Annotated in this window: 14 protein-coding genes; 5 read left to right on the top strand and 9 right to left on the bottom strand. The window is 71.6% G+C overall.

From position 1 onward, the window contains the following. The first annotated feature begins 16 nt into the window (after nt 1-16). Both ACH4S8_RS04735 and ACH4S8_RS04740 read left to right on the top strand, forming a co-directional pair. Complete coding sequence (locus ACH4S8_RS04735; protein WP_398390924.1) at nt 17-1,837, top strand: hypothetical protein; 1,821 nt, start codon at nt 17-19, stop codon at nt 1,835-1,837. A 208-nt stretch (nt 1,838-2,045) separates the two neighbouring features. Next, a complete protein-coding gene (locus tag ACH4S8_RS04740; RefSeq protein WP_398390926.1) occupies nt 2,046-2,462 on the top strand; it encodes a nuclear transport factor 2 family protein in 417 nt (138 codons plus the stop codon). Between the two features lie 173 nt (nt 2,463-2,635). Here the strand turns inward: ACH4S8_RS04740 and ACH4S8_RS04745 are convergent, their stop codons facing one another. Beyond that, a complete protein-coding gene (locus ACH4S8_RS04745) occupies nt 2,636-3,058 on the bottom strand; it encodes a tautomerase family protein (protein WP_398390927.1) in 423 nt (140 codons plus the stop codon). Nucleotides 3,059-3,318: 260 nt separating this feature from the next. Here ACH4S8_RS04745 and ACH4S8_RS04750 point away from each other — a divergent pair, with 260 nt between their 5' ends. Further along, complete coding sequence (locus ACH4S8_RS04750) at nt 3,319-4,227, top strand: LysR family transcriptional regulator (protein WP_398390928.1); 909 nt, start codon at nt 3,319-3,321, stop codon at nt 4,225-4,227. A gap of 399 nt (nt 4,228-4,626) precedes the next feature. Here ACH4S8_RS04750 and ACH4S8_RS04755 read toward each other — a convergent pair whose 3' ends face one another. The 4 genes from ACH4S8_RS04755 to ACH4S8_RS04770 all read right to left on the bottom strand — a co-directional run bounded on the left by ACH4S8_RS04755 (nt 4,627) and on the right by ACH4S8_RS04770 (nt 8,973). After that, nucleotides 4,627-5,535: an NB-ARC domain-containing protein gene (locus tag ACH4S8_RS04755; RefSeq protein WP_398390930.1), complete on the bottom strand. Its 909-nt coding sequence runs from the start codon at nt 5,533-5,535 to the stop codon at nt 4,627-4,629. 393 nt (nt 5,536-5,928) lie between these two features. Beyond that, nucleotides 5,929-7,329, bottom strand: coding sequence for an SMI1/KNR4 family protein (locus ACH4S8_RS04760; RefSeq protein WP_398390931.1), 1,401 nt, complete (start codon nt 7,327-7,329; stop codon nt 5,929-5,931). Nucleotides 7,330-7,690: 361 nt separating this feature from the next. Then, nucleotides 7,691-8,128, bottom strand: coding sequence for a hypothetical protein (locus ACH4S8_RS04765; protein WP_398390933.1), 438 nt, complete (start codon nt 8,126-8,128; stop codon nt 7,691-7,693). Nucleotides 8,129-8,328: 200 nt separating this feature from the next. Further along, on the bottom strand, nt 8,329-8,973 hold the full coding sequence (locus ACH4S8_RS04770) for a GAP family protein (protein WP_398390935.1): 645 nt from the start codon (nt 8,971-8,973) through the stop codon (nt 8,329-8,331). 582 nt (nt 8,974-9,555) lie between these two features. Between ACH4S8_RS04770 and ACH4S8_RS04775 the strand changes: the two genes are divergently transcribed. After that, on the top strand, nt 9,556-10,758 hold the full coding sequence (locus tag ACH4S8_RS04775) for a DUF2235 domain-containing protein (protein ID WP_398390936.1): 1,203 nt from the start codon (nt 9,556-9,558) through the stop codon (nt 10,756-10,758). 212 nt (nt 10,759-10,970) lie between these two features. Here the strand turns inward: ACH4S8_RS04775 and ACH4S8_RS04780 are convergent, their stop codons facing one another. Continuing rightward, complete coding sequence (locus tag ACH4S8_RS04780) at nt 10,971-12,149, bottom strand: acyl-CoA dehydrogenase family protein (protein WP_398390937.1); 1,179 nt, start codon at nt 12,147-12,149, stop codon at nt 10,971-10,973. A gap of 174 nt (nt 12,150-12,323) precedes the next feature. After that, nucleotides 12,324-13,478, bottom strand: a complete 1,155-nt coding sequence (locus tag ACH4S8_RS04785) for a CaiB/BaiF CoA transferase family protein (protein ID WP_398390938.1) — start codon at nt 13,476-13,478, stop codon at nt 12,324-12,326. Nucleotides 13,479-13,933: 455 nt separating this feature from the next. Between ACH4S8_RS04785 and gabT the strand changes: the two genes are divergently transcribed. Beyond that, on the top strand, nt 13,934-15,313 hold the full coding sequence (gabT, locus tag ACH4S8_RS04790) for a 4-aminobutyrate--2-oxoglutarate transaminase (protein ID WP_398390939.1): 1,380 nt from the start codon (nt 13,934-13,936) through the stop codon (nt 15,311-15,313). Nucleotides 15,314-15,503: 190 nt separating this feature from the next. Here gabT and ACH4S8_RS04795 read toward each other — a convergent pair whose 3' ends face one another. Together ACH4S8_RS04795 and ACH4S8_RS04800 are read right to left on the bottom strand one after the other, a co-directional pair. Then, complete coding sequence (locus tag ACH4S8_RS04795; RefSeq protein ID WP_398390941.1) at nt 15,504-16,286, bottom strand: TIGR03084 family metal-binding protein; 783 nt, start codon at nt 16,284-16,286, stop codon at nt 15,504-15,506. Nucleotides 16,287-16,452: 166 nt separating this feature from the next. After that, nucleotides 16,453-17,991, bottom strand: coding sequence for a PucR family transcriptional regulator (locus ACH4S8_RS04800; RefSeq protein WP_398391732.1), 1,539 nt, complete (start codon nt 17,989-17,991; stop codon nt 16,453-16,455). Between the last annotated feature and the right edge of the window lie 40 nt (nt 17,992-18,031).

Here is an 18,031-nt window from a genome sequence, read left to right on the forward strand (position 1 = left end):
TACCGAGGGTGGAGCAGTGAGCGCGACACCGCAGGACCGGACGCTGTTCGTCGACTACCAGGCGCCCTCGCTGGGCGCCGGGGACTACTCGATCAAGGTCACCCAGACCATCAGCGTCGATCCCAAGCCGTACACGGCGACCCGGACCTTCTCCGTCGCCGGGGAGCGGTTCGCGCTGCCGCCGACGCTGGTCGGCGCCGCGTTCCCGCCGGACGGCAGCCTCGGCGACCACAGCCATGTGCTGCCGCACCTGGTGCTCGGCCGCTCCAGCCTGCCCTGGGAGCGCGGTCCGGAGGCGGTACGCGGCCAGGGCGCGCCGCTGCCGTGGCTCGCGTTGCTCTTGTTCGCCGGGAACGAACAGCCCGAACCGCAGGTCATGGCGCTGTCCGAGGCGACGGGCGGACCGGACGCGTACTTCCCGTCACCCGCCGCGCTCCCGGCGGGTGACGACCCCAAGGTGACGGTCATCGACGTGCCCCGGGCGCTGCTGGCCGACCTGCTGCCCACCCGCGCCGAGCTCCCGCTGCTGGCGCACGTCCGGCGCGGCGACGGCGACGTGCCCGACGGCGCGGTGGTGGTGGGCAAACGGCTGCCTCCGGCCGGTACGTCCAGCACCGTGCATCTCGTCTCGTTGGAGGGCCGGTTCCCCGTCGGCAAGGACTTCGACCTCGGGCCGGGCGGACCGGACTCCCTGGTCCGCCTGGTCTCGCTGGCCGGCTGGCGGTTCGCCTGTCTCGACGAGGCGGAGACCTTCGGCCGGCTGGTGGCCCGGCTCACCGAAGCCGGCAGTCCGCTGCGGCTGCCGGACAGCGGCGAGCAGAACGCCGACCCGTTCCTGCGGCAGGGGTACGTCCCGGTGCGGCACCGGCTGCGCGGCGGCGGTCGGTCGGTGGCCTGGTACCGGGGCCCGTTCGCCATCGGCCCGGCGACCGCGGCCGACCCGGACCGGGGCCCGGCCCGCGCCGCCGACGAGTTGCTGCGCTATCACCCGGGCGTCGGCATGTTCGACGTCAGCCACGCCGCGGCCTGGGAGGCCGGGCGGCTGCTGGCCCTGCGCAGCACGGGGTTCGCCGAGGCGCTGTACGCGTGGAAGCGCCGCCGCGACCAGGCCGAGAAGCGCACCGTCGCGGCCGCGCACCCGTTGGCGGTGGCGCCGATCGACGACGTGCTCCCGGCCGGCGTCATCGAGTGGCTGACGGGTCTGTCCCGGCTCGAAGGTGTCCCCTTCGGGTATCTCCTGCCCGACGAGCGGCTGCTGCCGGTGGAGACGGTGCGCTTCTTCCAGCTCGACCAGGAGTGGATGCGTCATCTGGTGGACGGCGCCTACAGCCTCGGCCGGGTGGGCAGCGTCGACGCCGAACTCGACGCCGCGCATCCGCTGCCGTTGGACCACTCCCCGGTCACCGGCGCGCTGATCCGCTCGGACGTGGTCTCCGGCTATCCGGGACTGCTGGTCGACGCCTATGCCGACCAGACCGGGGTACGACCGCTGGCCCCTGTGCGGGTGGACCGGCTGGGGCCGAGCGTCCTGCTGTGTCTGTTCCGGGGCGACCTGGTCCGCCTCGACATCCACCAGCAGCCGGAATCCCTGCACTTCGGGGTCGAACGGCAACCCGGCGGCACCTTCACCAAGCGACTGCGGGACCTGTCCGACACCGCCCCCGACGCCGGTGAGCTGGGACCCTTGCCGCTCGGCCCGCGCGACACGGTGCCGGTGCGGCAACTGGCCGACGCGATGGCGGCACGGCTGGGCACGGACCCGGCGGCATTCACGGCGGGGGCGCTGGCCCGGCAGATGCTGGAGACGGGCGAGCGGGTCACGTTCCTGCGGGGCTGATCCGCGAGGGTACGCCGAGGGCTGGTGGTGGCAGGGTGCAGGTGGACAAGCCGGTGGCAGGGCTGGTCGTCGGTGAGGGAGGATCGCGACGTGCACGACCCCGCTCCTGTCGGACGCGCCCGAACACGTCGAGCGGTGTGTGGTGCTGTACTGATGTCGGATCGATGCTCGGCCTGGCACTTTTCACGCCGGGCCGGAGAGGACGCGTATGTCGCTCGCCGTCGAAGACCGCTTGGCCATCACCGAACTGGTCTCGTTGCACGGCCACCTCGTCGACGACGGAAGCCTCGACCGGTTGGAGGAGTTGTTCACCGCCGATGTGGTCTACGACCTCACCGACTTCGGCCAGGCACCGCTGTCCGGCGTGGCAGCCGTCCGAGAAGCGGCATGGGCGTTGGGAGCGGCCAACCCTGTCGCGCATCACGTCACCAACGTCGTCGTGACGGCGTCGGCAGACGGCCTGGTGCAGGTCCGTTCCAAGGGGCTGGGCATCAAGGCGGACGGCTCCTGCGGTTCCGTCTCCTATGACGACACCGTCGTACGCACCGCTGACGGCTGGCGGATCAGCCGTCGCAAGGTGTCGCCACGCCGGGCTCCCCTGGGCGGAATGACAAAGCCCGGCTGACCAGGCACATCCCGCCAGGCCCCGACCGGTGAGGACGACATTGCGCAGGCGGGCGACATCCGCGAACCGGTCCGCGGCCTGCGGACCGCCGCCGACACCGCCCGGCTCGCCCCGGAGAAGCGGCGTCCCGGCACCACGACGAACTCGACCTGACCGCAGGACGAGCACGTCACTCAGCTCGAACCGCGCCCGACGTGGGTCATGCGGGCGTCGTAGCCGGTGTCGGGATCGATCACGCGGCCGGCGGCCCACCAGTTCTCGCGGGCCGTCTCGAACACCACGATCATGACGTCCTCCTCAGGAACGCCCGCGAACCGCCGGAGGTTGTCGACGATCGCACGGAACAACTCCTTCTTCTGCTCGGCGGTGCGCTGATTGAAGGACAGCTGGATGAACATGGCGCGCTCGCCCCGCGGCAGGCCGAACACGACCGGCTGTATGACGAAGTTGTCGGGCGTGACCTCGTGAAAGACGTGGAACTGGTCGTCCTGGGGAATCTTCAGGACGTCGACCATGGCCTTGTGCAGGGCGGAGGAGACGTCACGACGGTACTCAGGAGTGGTGCCCTGACGCAGGTAGACGTTGATCAGCGGCATGGTGTCCTCGTCTCGTTCCGGTGAGGTGGGCGGGATCAGTGCGGGGGGTACGGTCGGGCAGCGGGCCCAGGTCGGGGACGGGAACCTCGAAGAGGGCCGACAACGCGCTGGTGTTGAGGTACTGGCCGACGAGAGCGGTCGGTCCTTCCGTGCCGAACGCGGCCGCCGCCTCGGCGTAGAGGCCGTCATGCCGCCACGGTAGAAGCGCCGACAGCCATGCCGCCAACGAATGTCACGCATAGTGGATATGCTTTTTACTCATGGACGTCACGATGGCCGGCCTGCGGGTGCTCCGCGAGGTGGCCGAGCGGGGCACCTTTACGGCGGCGGCCCAGGAGCTGGGCTGCACACAATCGGCGGTCTCCCGGCAGGTGGCCGGCCTTGAACAGGCCGTTGGCGTCCGCCTGTTCGACCGCTTTCCGGGCGGCGTGCGACTGACCGCGGCGGGCCGGGCCTTCCTCCGCCACGCCGTGACCGCACTGGACGCGCTGGACGCGGCCGATCGCGAACTGCGCGGCGCGGAGGACGACTCGGGCCGTGTACGGCTCGGCTACTTCTCCGCCGCAGGACCGGTGCTGGTGGCCCCCGCGTTGGCGACCCTGCGCCGGGAGCATCCCCGCGTCCGGGTCGCCACCCGGGAAAGAACCACCCCGTCCCTGGTGAGGGCCCTGCGCGCCGGTGCCCTCGACCTCGCCCTGCTGTCCTCGCGGCCGCCGCACCGCTCCCCCGACATCGACGATCCGCCCCTTCACACCGAACCGCTGCTGGAGGACCGCCTGGTCCTGGCAGTACCGGCCGACGGCCGCTTCGCCGACCGGGTCGGCGTCACGGCCCAGGAACTCGCCGACGAGGTGTGGATCGCCAGCCCGTCCCGCCCCGGCGAGCCGTTGCTCGGCGTCTGGCCTGGCCTTCCCGGTCGGCCCCGGGTCCACCACGCCAGCCGCGACTGGCTGACAAAACTGCATCTGGTCGCGGCCGGGCTCGGTGTCACGACGGTCCCCGCCACACTGAGGTCCGCGACCCCGCCCGGCATCCGGCTCGTCACGGTGGCCGACCTCCCCGAGGAGCGGCGCCGCGTCAGCCTCGTACGGCTTCCTGGCCCCACCGCCCCACCGGTGGACGCCCTGCTTCACGCCCTCCGCCGGCACGCCGCCGATCTCGCCGACTGACAGCCGCACCGCGATGAGCATCGAAGCGCGGCGCCTCGGACAGCCCGCAAGATCTTCCGGCAAGCAGGGACGGCAGAGGCGCCGTCTCGCAGGGCGCGCCGGCAGTCGGCCAGGGGTGGCTGCAATGAGCGGAGCGGTACGGATCAGGTTGGGTGTGGTTCTTCCGGAGCGACCGCTCTGGTGCCGTACCCGTCAGCATTTTCCGGTGCACGTCGGACGACGGCCCGCCCTGGTCACCTGTGGGTCTCGCGTCCACGACGGGCGCCGCGGCCTTCGGCATCGCCACCGAGTCGTCGGCATCTCTACGAACTCATGGTGGACCGGTGCACAGTGGGCCGGGATCCCCCGCCGCACGGTGCTCGTGCCGGGACTCCGGGGGTGGCTCCGAGAGCCCGTACGTCATTCCTGCGGCCCTGTCCCCCGGGCATCCGCCGCCGCCAGGCCCGCGTCGACCGCGGACAGCGGAAGTGTCGGGTGCGTCAGGGCAGCCTCGGCAGCGGCGCGCAACGGGAGCGGCAGCCGGCCGCACCGTTCGGCGAGGGCGGTGGCACCGCGGCTGTCGGCACCGACCCGGTCCCCGAGGAGGGTACGCAGCAGCCGCAACGCGTCCCCGGGCGGCAGCGGGCCGAGCCCGATACGGTGGGCCCCGTGCCGGACGACCAGGTCGGCGAGGCGGCCCCGGCCGGTGGCGAGCACGGGGCAGCGCGGGGTGCCGGGGAGCAGCGGCCGTATCTGGTCCGCCGACGCGATGTCGTCCAGCACCACCAGCATGCGGCGCCCGGCGAGCAGGGTGCGGTAGCGGGCGGCCCGCTCGTCCGGTGCCTGGGGCATGTCGTCGCCGGATACGCCGAGGGCGCGCAGGAAGGCGGCGAGTATGTCGGTGGTGGCCGGGCCCGCTCCGGGGACGGAGCCGCGCAGGTCGGCGTAGAACTGCCCGTCGGGGAAGGCGTCGCGTACCCGGTGGCCCCAGTGGACGGCCAGCGCGGTCTTGCCGACCCCGGCGGGGCCGCTCAGGAGGCAGATCGCGGTGGTGGCAGCCAAGTGGTCGTCCAGGGCCCGTAGTTCGGCGACGCGTCCGGTGAATGCGGCGACGTCGGGGAGCAGTTGGGCGGGAACCGCCTTGGGAGCCGGGGCCGGTGGCGTTTGGGGAGGCAGGTCGGCCAGCGCCGTGACGACCAGGCGCCGGGTGTGAGGCCGTCCGGCGCGCCCTGCTTCCAGGTTGCGTATCGTGCGCACCGACACGGCTGCCCGTGCGGCAAGTTCCTCCTGGGTCAGCAGAGCGGCCGCCCGGCGCGACCGGACCCACAAGGCGAATTCCTCGTCCCGTAAAGCGGATTTCCCCCCGCCGAACGACATTCGACCCTCCCCGGAATCTCCCCGAAATCTCCCCTGGTCCGGTCTTGATCGTACGGACAAGAACCTGTTCTGCGCGCCTGGTTGGGGAGCGGCGGGGGACCAGGTTTCCATGCCTTTTGTCAGACCTTTGCCGTTCGATCGGCAGCCGGCGGGCTTCCGCGCCGCTTGTCCCGGCGGGCCTGTCGAGACAGAGTCCGGTCCGATGTGGCCTGGCAGCCACTCCGCGCGCATCGGCGTCTCGCGGACGGCCGGCGTGGGGCCCCGGCGCCGGCCGGGGCCCGTGATCCGCTCGAGCCGGTCGGCGGCGGACACGGCACACGTGGGCCCGGGCAATCGGTCGGCCTGCTATGCCAGGGGGCCGAGGTCACCCGTCAGGACCGTCTGGATGATCCGGGGCCGGTCCCAGAGGGCCAGGATCTCGTTCGCGATGTCCACGATGGGCAAGGGGTCCCGTTCGCCGTGCACCACGATCGCGGCGGCCGACAGGCTGCGTGGCACGGCTTTGGCGTCGAGCAGGACGCGCCACGCGTCGGGGCCGAGTTCCAGGAACTCCAGCCCGGTGAGCCCGGTGATCTCCAGGGGGTCGGCCAGCGTGCCCGGGTAGGCGGTGAAGGTGCGCAGCCGGGGCAGTCCGATCACGGGGGCGAGGCGGAACGGCGCACCGTCCCATCCGCCGATGGACAGGACTTCCAAGTCGGGGTGCGCGGCGGCCTGGACGCTCTTCAGGGATGCGACGTTGACCCTGGCCACGACCGGTGGCTCTCCCTGCGGCCTGCTGGGCTCCGCACCGAGCCGGCCCAGCACCATATCGGTGAGAGAGTCCGCGACGAACTCGGCGCCGATGAACTCCTCGTGGGAGAGCATGATGATCTGTCCAATGTGCCCGCGGGGGCCGGGTGTCAGATCGACGGCCAACTGGTCTCCGCCGCCGTTGTCGCCGAAGACGATCCAGCCGGGTGAGCCGACGAGCCCCTGCACCACGGCGTCGGGCGGGGTGACAACCGCCTCCATCGCCGCGAACTCCCAACGGCAGTACCGGGACGACGCGTCGGCGACGTACAGGCTGTCGAGTTCGAGCAGTTCGCAGCCGACCGCCGCGTACGCACGTTCCGCCGCCTCGTAGTCACCGCCCAGGTCCTCCCACCGCGCCCGTGTCACCCGGTAGAGCACCTTGAGCTCGTCCGGCAGCGCGACGCCGAGGCGCGCCTCCGTCGCGACGATCTCCTCCTCCGTGGCACCGATCGCCTGCGGCAACCGCTCGCGCAGCGTCCGCCCGAGCAGCGCCAGGTCCGCCGAAGGGGCCGGGACCGCCCCGGGCACGGGATCCGGGAGACGGCGCCAGGGCTCGGGAAGGGCGCCCTCGACCAGGAGGAGAGCTCCTGGGTGCGGGGTGCCGATACCGGGTTCCACGGCCGGGCTGGGCCCCAGCAGACGCAGCGTGGTCTCTCCGGTCGGCTGGATGTCCGCCGTGAACGAGATGTCGTCGACTCCGGCCTCCGCGAGCGCGCTCTGCACGCGCTCCACCGCGTCGAGCTCCTCCTGTATGTCCTCCACCTGGGCGGCTCGGCCCCGCGGCGGCATCGGTCGCTTCAGGGCGAGACTCCAACCGCCCCGGCCGATACTCCCTGCCACACGGACGGACCGGGCACCGTCCTTCTTCTCGTTGGAGGCCAGCAGGAGCCGCAGTACGGGCTCCCAGGTCGCGAAGTCGGCTATCGCTGCCACGGGCGGATTCTGATCAACCATGCGCAGACCGTACGGGCAGGCACTGACATCGATGCCGGTACTCGGGTTCCGGTGGTCGTGGCTCGGGCACTGATTGACGCTCGTCCCCGCACTCCGGGCTCCGCGCGGTTCGAAGAACATGACGCGGTCGCCTCCGCTTCGCGCCGGCTGGACCGCGAGCCTCGGGGTGGCGGTCGGGATCCTGGCACGGGCCTACGGGGACGCCCCCGACCACCGTGAAGAGTGATGTCCTGAACCCACTTCCCAGGAGGTCCGCAGCGGTCTTGAAGCATGTCTGCGCAGACCGGTCCACCCGGGCCGATGGCAAGATCGCTTCCAACTCCGCCTAGTTGCACAGGGATGTGACGAGCACTCAGCAGGGTTACCCCTCCTGGTGCATACCGCCCAGTGCCGTCGCCCTCTGCAGCGCCGGCACGAACTCCGGCTTCATCTTCAGGACGAGGATGGCCACGGGCTTGGCATCAGTGCGCACCAGCTCGAACCGGTGGAAGCTGAGCAGGGGCGTCAAGTTGGACATGTGCTTCAGCACGGTGATGTGGTCCCACGGCACGACGTGCTTCACCTGGCCGAACAGGCCGGTGACGGCGAGACCGCCGACATGGATGTGACACACGCGCACGCCCAACCGCGCGGACGCCCAGCCCCACGCTGCCCGCAGTCCCACCACGCCCAGGATCACGGCCACCGGGCGCATGACGGTGACGAGCACGCCGTCGGGCCTCTTGACGAGCAGGAATCCCAGCGCGATGAGGCAGAAGAGCACGACGAAACGCCGGCCCGTCTGCAGCAGCGCCCCCATGAGACCCGCTATCGGGTAACTCCCGCGCCTCGCACCGAGCTCCGCTTCGATCCCACCGCGCCGCACGTACCCGCCCCCATGCCATACCTGTCCTGATCTGATCGAACGGGACAACTATTAACGGGCGTACCTGCTTTGACAAGTCGACGGCTACGTGCAGCAGACCTTCCCGGAGGGGATCGCATACCCATCACCCGGTGTCAGGACACGAGATCGTAGATGCTGCGTGCCGTCAGCCACAGTCCGGCGAGCAGCGAAAGCGTGACGATCAGCTGCTCCTGGTGCCGGTCCGTCCAGTTGCACAGGGCGTTCAGCCGGGCATGTGCGGCCGTCGGCGCCCAGAGGGTGTACATCTCCATGACGATGAGGCTGAGCGTGGCCAGCAGGCAGTAGCCGGTCAGTGCGAGCCAGTCGGCCACGGTGGAAAGGTTCGCGTCGACAGCGGTGGCGGCGCCGGCTCCGACCAGTCCCCAAGGCTGCAGTACCCATGCCAGGCCGGCTGCGGTGACGGGGGAGGCCTCGTCGATCCGGGCCTTCCAGCGCGGCGGTCCGTGCGGGCGCGGCGGTCGGCGGTGCCGGTACGCGCCGTAGAACGCCAGCGCCAGGCCGATGGCGAGCTTCACGGCGGCCGCGGCGGTCGAGGGCGCGCTGTGACGGGCAGGGGGCTGACCACCCGTCAGCAACATCACACAGGCGATGACCGCGATCAGGTTGGCCAGCCACGACAGGAGAAACGCCAGGCCCTGGCGAACGCCGCGCGGTGAGGAGAGCAGCAGGATGAAGGCGCTGTTGTGCAAGGGCCCCAGGGTGATGGCTGTACCGATCACGAGCAGGTCGAGGACCATCGGATCAGTCGCTCCTGGAGGTCGGGACCGTCTTCCGCTTGTGAGGGGCAGGCCGGTCGGCACGATCGGGCGGCGCCGACGCGGTGCCGCATGCCGACTCTGCAGGGGGTGATACGGCAGGTCAAGCACGCTACGTCCGTGTCCCGAACCTGCAGGTATGTTCGTGTGTGATGTCGGGCGACCGGGTGCCGCGATCGCGGGAGCGCTTTTCGACTTCATGCCGACGCGCGCTTCATGCTGACGCGTGGTGAAGGGCGACGACGGCGTTCACGGTCCTGGTGATACGGCCGGCGCCGCAACGGCGTCTTCGCGGCAGGCCCCGGCCGTCAAGCTCCGGCCCGCTCCGCACCGCACCGCGTCGGACGCGCGGACCTCTGCACGACGGAGGGCGGGCCGTGCGCTCGGCAGTGATCTCCTGCCAACCGGTCCCCGCCCCCGGTCCCCGCCCCCGGTTCGCGCCCCCGGTTCTCCGGCACCGGTTCCCGCCGCCGGTCGTCGCATGGCACGGCCCGGCGACTGGTGCAAGCATGGAAGTGGTGCTAAGCACCGCTCCCGCTCCGAGTTCTCGCGAGGAGGGATCGTATGTCCAAGCGCCTGGTCATCTGCTGCGACGGCACATGGAACTTCGCCGATCAGCCGAGCAGAACCAATGTCGCCAAGGTCGCCCTGTCCGTGCTCCCGGGTTCCGTGAACGGGAGAGAACAGCGCGTCTACTACCACAGCGGCGTCGGCACCAACCGGTGGGAGCGCCTCAGCGGCGGCGCGTTCGGCGTGGGCCTGTCCCGGAACGTCCTCGACGCCTACCGGTTCCTCGTCGATACGTACGAGCCCGGTGACGAGCTGTTCCTCTTCGGTTTCAGCCGGGGCGCGTTCACCGCGCGCAGTCTGGCGGGGCTGGTACGCAACAGCGGGATCCTGCGCCGCGACCAGGCCGACCGGATCCGGCAGGCCTGGGCCCTCTACCGCGACCGGATCGAACGGCCGAGCGGCACGGCTTCCACGTTGTTCCGCCGCACCTATGCGCGCGAGACGGAGATCCACTTCATCGGGGTGTGGGACACGGTCGGCGCCCTGGGCATCCCGATCCCGGACGCCGCGTGGCTCCGGCCCGCGGTGAGCTGGTTCAACCACCGCTGGGCGTTCCACGACACCGACCTGAGCCGCTGCGTCAAGGGTGCCTTCCACGCGCTGGCCATCGACGAGCAGCGCTCGTCCTTCCGGCCGACCCTGTGGCACCAGCGGCCCGGCGCCGCGGAGCAGGGCCAGGAACTGAAGCAGGTCTGGTTCACCGGGGTGCACTGCGATGTCGGCGGCGGCTACAAGGAGACCGGTCTGTCCGACATCCCGCTGCTGTGGATGGTGGATCAGGCCCGCAGGTTCGGTCTGCGGTTCGACTCCGACGTGTTCACCGAAGCCGGGCCGAGCGCGACGACGGAGAGCATCGACTTCCGCGTACGGCCGGACAGTTCGGGGGACCTGCACGCCTCGCGTACAGCGTTGTTCCGACTGGCCAAACCTCTGTACCGGCCCCTCGGCAGGGCCGCGAACGACGAGGGCGTGCTCGACGGGAACGAGTTCCTGGCGGTACCGGCCAAGGAGCGCTACGACACGGACACGCACTACCGGCCGCCGGAGCTGGAGCGGTGTCTCGCCCGCCGGGACCGGATCCGGCTGGAGCCCGTGCTGCTGCCGGGACTTGCCGCGGGTCTGCCGCCCATGTCCGCCGCGGGATCCGCATCGGGGACGGCGGCCGACGCGCTGCGCGGGTCCCGCCGTGCCGAGTGACATCACGGCGAAGAACCGTCCGTCCGGCACGAGTTGCCGCCGGTGAAGGAGCGGCGTCTCGTCACGGACGCCGGACGCGCGGTGCTTCGGCCGTTCCTGGCCGGGTTCGGCTGGTGCGGCCTCGCTGAGTTCCGGTGGGAGTTCCGTTCCGGACGCGGGAAGGCGGCTGTCCGCGTCCGGAGCCGGGCCGTGGTGCCGGGCCGTGGTGCCGGTCAGCGGTAGGCCGCTTGGCCGGTGAGGGCCTGGCCGATGACCAGGGTGTGGATCTCGCTGGTGCCCTCGTAGGTGAGCACCGATTCCAGGTTGTTGGCGTGGCGCAGCGGCGAGTACTCCAGGGAGATGCCGTTGGCGCCGAGGACCGTACGGCATTCGCGGGCGATGGCGATGGCCTCGCGGACGTTGTTGAGCTTGCCCACGCTGATCTGCTCGGGGCGGATGCGTCCCTGGTCCTTCAGTCGTCCCAGGTGCAGGGCGAGCAGGGCGGCGCCTCCCAGGGAGACGCTCATGTCGGCGAGCTTCTTCTGGGTGAGCTGGAAACCGCTGATGGGCTTGCCGAACTGGATCCGCGCGTCGGCGTAGTCGAGGGCCGTCTGGATGCAGTCGCGGGCGGCGCCCACCGCGCCGAAGAGGATGCCGAAGCGGGCTTCGTTGAGGCAGGACAGGGGGCCGCGCAGGCCCTCGGCGTGCGGGAGCCGGGCGCTGTCCGGCAGCCGTACGCCGTCGAAGTGCAGCTCGGAGGTGACGGAGGCGCGCAGCGACATCTTCTGCTTGATGTTCCGCGTCGTGAAGCCCGGCGTTCCGCGCGGCACGAGGAAGCCGCGGACGCCGTCCTCGGTCTGGGCCCAGACCGTGGCGATGTCGGCGATGCCTCCGTTGGTGATCCACATCTTGGAGCCGTCGAGGATCCAGTCGCCGCCGTCGCGGACGGCCCTGGTGCGCATGTCGGTCGGGTTGCTGCCGAAGTCGGGTTCGGTCAGGCCGAAGCAGCCGATCGCCTCACCGGCGGCGAGCCGGGGCAGCCACTCCTGCTTCTGTTCCTCCGAGCCCCACTTCCAGATGGAGAACATCGACAGGGAGCCCTGCACGGAGACGAAGCTGCGGAACCCGGAGTCGGCCGCTTCCAGCTCCATGCAGGCCAGGCCGTAGGAGACGGCGCTGGTGCCGGCGCAGCCGTAGCCCTCCAGGTGCATGCCGAGCACTCCCAACTTGCCCAGTTCGGGGGCGAGTTCGCGGGCGAAGTGCGCGTTCTCGAACCACTCCCCGATGTGCGGCCGCACCCGGTCGGTGAGGAACTTGGCGACGGTGGCCTGGATCTCGCGTTCCTCCTCGGTGAGGACGGAGGCGAAGTCGATCAGCTCGAGGGGGTCCTTCATGGGCTTGGCGCCGTTCATCGTGTGCTCCTGGGGTGTTCGTCGTGCGCGGCCGGGGTGTTGGTGATCGGCCGGGGTGTTGGTGATCGGTCGGGGCCCGGTGATCGGTCGGGTGGCGGGGATCAGTCGAGATGGCGGGGGATCAGTCGGGGTGCCGGTGATCGGTCGGAGGTTCGGGGCGGCAGCGAGCCGGTGTCATGAATCGAGCCAGGCCCTGATGTCCTCGGTGTGCTCGCCGAGCCGGGGCGGTCGGCGTTCGTAGCGGGGCGGGCTGCCGGACAGGCCGATGGGGTTGGCGACCAGGTCCATCGGCGCGCCGTCCGGTCCGGTGACGGTGGCACGCGGACCGAGGCCCAGGCGTTCGGCCAGGTCGAAGGCCTGGGCCAGGTCGTTCACCGGCCCGCACGGCACTCCCAGCGGGGTGAGCCGGTCGGACCACTCGGCCGCGGTCCGTGCCGACAGCGACTCCCGCAGCAGCGGGGCGAGTTCGTCGACGTGTGCCACCCGGTCGGTGTTGGTCGCGAAGCGTGGATCGTCGGCCAGGTGCGGTGCGTCCAGCCCCTGGCACAGGGCGCGGAACTGGCGGTCGTTGCCGACGGCGACGACCAGTGGCCGGTCCTTCGCCGGAAGGACCTCGTACGGCGCGATCGACGGATGACGGTTGCCGAGGATGCCCGGCACCTGACCCGCGAGGGTGTAACCGCCCGACTGGTTGACCAGGCTGGACAGCAGACAGGAGAGAAGGTCGACCTCGACGTGCTGTCCCTCGCCGGTGGCCTCCCGGTGGCGCAGGGCGGCCAGGACACCGATCGTCGCGTGGAGCCCGGTGAGGACGTCCACCAGGGCCGCTCCCGCCTTCACGGGCTGCCCGGGGGCCGGTCCGGTGACGCTCATCAGGCCGCCGACGGCCTGGACCAGCAGGTCGTAGCCGGGCAGGGCGGCCCCCGCGCCGGCGCCGAAGCCGGTGACCGAGCAGTAGACGAGGCCGGGGTTGAACTCGCGGACCCGGTCGTGGCCGAGCCCGTACTTGTCCATGGTCCCGGGCCGGAAGTTCTCGAACAGGACGTCGGCCCGGCGGACCAGCTCGGTCGCCGTGCGCAGATCGCGTTCGTCGCGCAGGTCGAGCGCGAGGGAGCGTTTGTTGCGGTTGACGGACAGGAAATACGTGGCCTCCCCCTGGGCGTGGGGCGGTCCCCAGGCCCGGGTGTCGTCACCGGTGACGGGATGCTCGACCTTGATCACGTCGGCGCCGAGGTCGGCCAGCAGCATCGTGGCGTAGGGGGCGGCCAGGACACGCCCGAAGTCGGCGACGAGGACTCCGGCCAGTGGTCCGCCGGATGCGGTGCTCACGGTTGCCGCCCTTCCGACGGACGTACGTACACCGTCCTGGTCGCGATCGCGGTCCGGCCCGCGGAGGTCGACCCGGTGATCCCGGGACGCGCCGGGCCGACGTCGACCGATGCGTCGCCGTCGCCGGACCGCCGCTCCCCCGCGACCAGGTGGCGCGGGGTCCGAGCCGACCGGGAGAGCCCGCCTGCCGTGGCACCGCTGCCTGCACTCCGTGGCATCGGCCTTCCTTTCATCCGTCCGACTGTCCGACCGTATGTCCGTATGTCCATGCGTCGTGTGCGCCACGTGGGCGTCTCGGGCTCCTGAGGCGCCATTGTGCGAACCCCGCACGGGGCACCGCACCGGACGAGATGTCCCGTACAAGACGATCACTGCAGGCCGATCTGTCCATGGCCGCTGCGACCGGGCGGGTGCTTGGCTCCTCGCCTCCATCCCCGTACGTTCGGAGGACCTTCATGCCCGGTGTTTCCCGGCCTGCCGGCGGCCCCGGCCTCCCGCAGGTCCGGCGGGTCGTGAGCGAGATCCCCGGCCCGCGCTCGCGCGAACTGCTGGCCCGTCAGCGCGGACTGGTGCCGGCCGGTGTCGGCGCGGCCCTGCCCGTGTTCGTGGAGGCCGCCGGCGGCGGGGTGATCGTCGACGTGGACGGCAACTCCTTCATCGACTTCGGCAGCGGTATCGCCGTGACGACGGTCGGCAACTCCGCCCGGGCCGTCGCGAAGCGCGCGGCGGCGCAGCTGCGCCGTTTCACCCACACCTGTTTCCTGGTCAATCCGTACGAGTCCTATCTGGACGTGTGCGAGAAGCTGAACGAGCTGGCCCCGATCCCCGGCGAGAGGCGCACGGTCCTGGTGAACTCCGGCGCCGAGGCCGTGGAGAACGCCGTCAAGATCGCCCGCTCCGCCACCGGCCGCCCCGGCGTCGTCGTCTTCGACCACGCCTTCCACGGGCGCACGCTGCTCACGATGAGCCTCACCGCCAAGAACACGCCGTACAAGCAGGGCTTCGGTCCCTTCGCACCCGAGGTCCACCGCGCCCCGATGGCCTATCCGTACCGCTGGCCCACCGGGCCCGAACGCTGTGCCGAGGAGGCGGCGTCCGCCCTCGCCGACCTGCTGGACCGGCAGGTCGGCGCGGACAACGTGGCCGCCGTCCTCATCGAGCCGATCCAGGGCGAGGGCGGTTTCGTCGTCCCGGCTCCCGGTTTCCTCGGCCGCGTCGCCGAGATCTGCCGCGGCCGGGGCATCCTGCTGATCGTCGACGAGGTCCAGTCCGGGATCGCGCGCACCGGGCGGATGTTCGCCTGCGAGCACGAGGGCGTCCGGCCCGATCTGATCACGACCGCCAAGGGGCTCGCCGGCGGACTGCCGCTGGGCGCGGTCACCGGCCGCGCGGAGCTGATGGACGCGGTACCGGCGGGTGGTCTCGGGGGGACCTTCAGCGGCAACCCGGTGGCCTGCGAGGCGGCGCTCGGCGTCTTCGAGGAGATCGAGACCCATGGTCTGGTCGACCGGGCGCGGGAGATCGGCGACATCATGCTCGCCTTCCTCGGCGGACTCGCCCGCCGCTGCCCGGCGGTCGGGGACGTCCGGGGCCGGGGTGCCATGGTCGCCGTCGAGCTGGTGGAGCCGGCCGGCGACCGGCTGCCGGACCCCGGTCTCGCGGCGCGCGTCGCCAGGCGGTGCCACGAGGACGGACTGCTGGTCCTGACCGCCGGCAGCTACGGCAACGTGCTGCGCTTCCTGCCGCCCCTGTCGATCACCGACGCCCTGTTGGAGGAGGGCCTGTCCGTCCTCGCGGAGGCCGTCGGCAAGGAGACCGACGTGGCCGTCGCCTGACGTACGTCACCTGCCGTCCGACCGTGCCTCAGAGCCGGTCGGACGCCGGCTGGTCACGCCGATCACGGGCCGCTGACGGTCTCGGAGTCGTCGGACCGGCACACACCACGTGATCGGGACTGCCGCCGTGTCCGGAGCGCGGATCGCAACCGTCACGCGTCTCGCACGACCCGGGCGCCCCGACACGCTTTCAGAGGAAGACGCGCGCCACCTCCAGCCACTTCCGGGCGTCCTCGCCGGTCGCCGTCATGTCGGTCTCGGACCAGGGGCGACGCCGGGTGACACACAGGCAGAAGTCGAGGGCGCCGCCCTGCACCCGTTGCGCGGCAGCCTCGGGGCCCCACACCCAGGTCCGTCCGTCAGGTGCTGTCAGCTCGACGCGGAAGGGGTCCGCCGGCTCGGGCAGTCCGACGGCGGCGAAGGACAGCGCCCGTCCCAACACCCCCAGCGACGCCACGTGCCGCAGTCGATCCGTCGGGCGGCGTGTCACGCCCACGGCATCGAAGACGTCCTGCCCGTGTGCCCAGGTCTCCATCAGACGAAGGGGTGCCATCAGGGCCGGGGTCACCTCCGACATGTACCAGGGGAACGCGTGGTCCCATGGTGTGTCGCGCAGTGCCGCCGCCAGTTCCGCCCGACCGGCCCGCCATTCGTCCAGAAGCACCTCCCGCGGTCTGGCCGCTCCCGCGGCGGCGGCCTTGTCCGCGTACCCGCTGCCTTCGGCTTCCGCCCGCCCGAGTTCGGCGCCGAACGCGGCCGGGGTGCGTAAGGCGCTGAGTGCGTTCGCGTCCGCCCACGCGAGGTGGGCTATCTGGTGGGCGACCGTCCAGCCCGGTGCCGGTGTCGGTAAGGACCAGTCGTCCACTGCCCTGACCAGGACGTCGAGCTCGTCCCCCTCGGCCACCAGCGCGGACAGGACACCGGCGTCGTCTTCGTCGGGAACGGCGAGGTCGTAGTTCAACATGTGCGCCATGGTGCCACTTTGTCCCGGCCGACGGCGGAGACGAAGTGTGCGGGCGGACTCCGGTGCCGCCGGAGTCCGCCCACGCGGTGGCGGGGTTCATGGCTCCACGGGACCACCGTGCTTGCTCGACCTTCTCCGTACTGCGCTCGGGCTCTCAGCCGGTTCTGTCCCTGCGTCAGCCGATTCGGCCGCTGCCGCCGGGCTCCTGCCAGACGGACAGCGCCAGCAGGAGTTCGGCGCGCACATGGGCCGAGTCGAGGTCCGTCCCGAGCAGGCCGCGCACCCGCTCCATGCGGGCGCTCAGGGTGTGCCGGTGCACGCCGAGCGCCGCCGAGGCCGGGGCCCACTGGCCGTTGTGTTCCAGAAAGGTACGCAGCGAGACGAGCAGGTCGGTGCCGTGTCCGGCGTCGTACGCGGCGAGCGGGGCGAGCTGCGTCTCGGCCAGCGTCGCGAGGATCCTTCGCGTCTCCGGTACGGCGGCCAGCAGCCGGCCGGCCAGCGACTCGAAGGGCACCACGCCGGACTCGCCGCGGGTCTCGGCGGCCGAGGAGGAGTTCAGTGCCTCGGTCAGGGCCGCGGGCACGTCGGACAGATCGTGCGCGGCGCTCAGGCCCGCCCACACCCGTGACCTCAGCCGGGCCCGCGCGCCGTCCGTCACCGTCTGCGCCGTGACCGCATGACCGGCGGGCAGCAGCACCGCGGCGCAGCCGGCGTGCCCCCGACCGAACAGCGGAAGACCCCGTTCGGTCAGCTCGTTTCCCACGGCCTCCAGGATCCGGCGCGGACTGCTGCCGCGCAGCACGAGGACGCGGAGGCCCTCGCGGACGGGGAACCCGGCCTCGGTGAGATGGTCCAGGGCGGCGGGGGCCGCGACGCCGCCGTCCAGCAGCATCCGCAGGAACAGTGCGTTGACCCGGTTCTGTTCGTCGCGCAGCCGCAGGGGTTTCTCCGCCTCCAGGGCGACCAGCGACGCCGCGTGGCCGAGGAGGAGATGGTCGACGGGTGTGAGGGTCCGGTCGGCGGTCAGGATCAGGCGGCCGTGGGCGCGCGGTCCCACGCGGACCTGCTGCACGGCCACCACACCGTCCCGGCCCGTACTCACCGCGGCCGCCGCCCGCTCCGATGCCCGCAGACCGGCGAGCGCGGCGGCCTCGGGCACCCCGGCGCCCGGCGGATGGGACGCGCGCACCTTGTTCTCGTGGTCCATGAGGACGACGGAGGTGCCCGTGGAGGCGGCCAGCTCCCGCACCACCGCCTGGGCCCCGCCGTGCAGCGCGGCCCGGGTCATCCGCGGCTGAAGACGTGACGCCTGGACGACGCCTTCGTACTGCTGCTCGGCCAGACGCTCCATGACCGCCTTGGTGACGGCCACGAACGGTGTGGGCAGCGGCACCTCGAGGAGCGGCAGCCCGGCCCGCTCGGCGGCCTCGACGAGCGCCGGGGGCACCTGCTCGTGCGACAGACCGACTCCGAAGCCCACGGCGGCCACCCCGGCTTTCGCCAGGCGGCCGACGTACTCCTCGCAGCCGGCTGCGGTCTCGGCCAGCCGGAGTCCGGTGGTGAGCACCAGCTCTCCGCCGTTCAGCCAGGGCGCCGGGTCGGCGAGTTCGATGCTGTGCGCCCAGACCACTTCCCGGTCCAGGTCACCGTGGCCCGCCAGCACCCGCAGACGCAGATCCTGATGCCGTACCAGCCAGGCGAGCGGTACGCCCATCGCGCTCACCACCCATGACCTTTAAAAGTAGAGGTAAATA

Source organism: Streptomyces sp. NPDC021080, assembly GCF_044333225.1.
GTDB lineage: Bacteria > Actinomycetota > Actinomycetes > Streptomycetales > Streptomycetaceae > Streptomyces.

Coding starts and splice junctions, on each gene's coding strand:
- ACH4S8_RS04740 (WP_398390926.1), top strand. CDS start 2,046: ATGTCGCTCGCCGTCGAAGACCGCTTGGCCATCACCGAACTGGTCTCG.
- ACH4S8_RS04760 (WP_398390931.1), bottom strand. CDS start 7,329: ATGGTTGATCAGAATCCGCCCGTGGCAGCGATAGCCGACTTCGCGACC.
- ACH4S8_RS04745 (WP_398390927.1), bottom strand. CDS start 3,058: ATGCCGCTGATCAACGTCTACCTGCGTCAGGGCACCACTCCTGAGTAC.
- ACH4S8_RS04770 (WP_398390935.1), bottom strand. CDS start 8,973: ATGGTCCTCGACCTGCTCGTGATCGGTACAGCCATCACCCTGGGGCCC.
- gabT (WP_398390939.1), top strand. CDS start 13,934: ATGCCCGGTGTTTCCCGGCCTGCCGGCGGCCCCGGCCTCCCGCAGGTC.
- ACH4S8_RS04765 (WP_398390933.1), bottom strand. CDS start 8,128: ATGGGGGCGCTGCTGCAGACGGGCCGGCGTTTCGTCGTGCTCTTCTGC.
- ACH4S8_RS04800 (WP_398391732.1), bottom strand. CDS start 17,991: ATGGGCGTACCGCTCGCCTGGCTGGTACGGCATCAGGATCTGCGTCTG.
- ACH4S8_RS04780 (WP_398390937.1), bottom strand. CDS start 12,149: ATGAACGGCGCCAAGCCCATGAAGGACCCCCTCGAGCTGATCGACTTC.
- ACH4S8_RS04750 (WP_398390928.1), top strand. CDS start 3,319: ATGGACGTCACGATGGCCGGCCTGCGGGTGCTCCGCGAGGTGGCCGAG.
- ACH4S8_RS04795 (WP_398390941.1), bottom strand. CDS start 16,286: ATGGCGCACATGTTGAACTACGACCTCGCCGTTCCCGACGAAGACGAC.
- ACH4S8_RS04775 (WP_398390936.1), top strand. CDS start 9,556: ATGTCCAAGCGCCTGGTCATCTGCTGCGACGGCACATGGAACTTCGCC.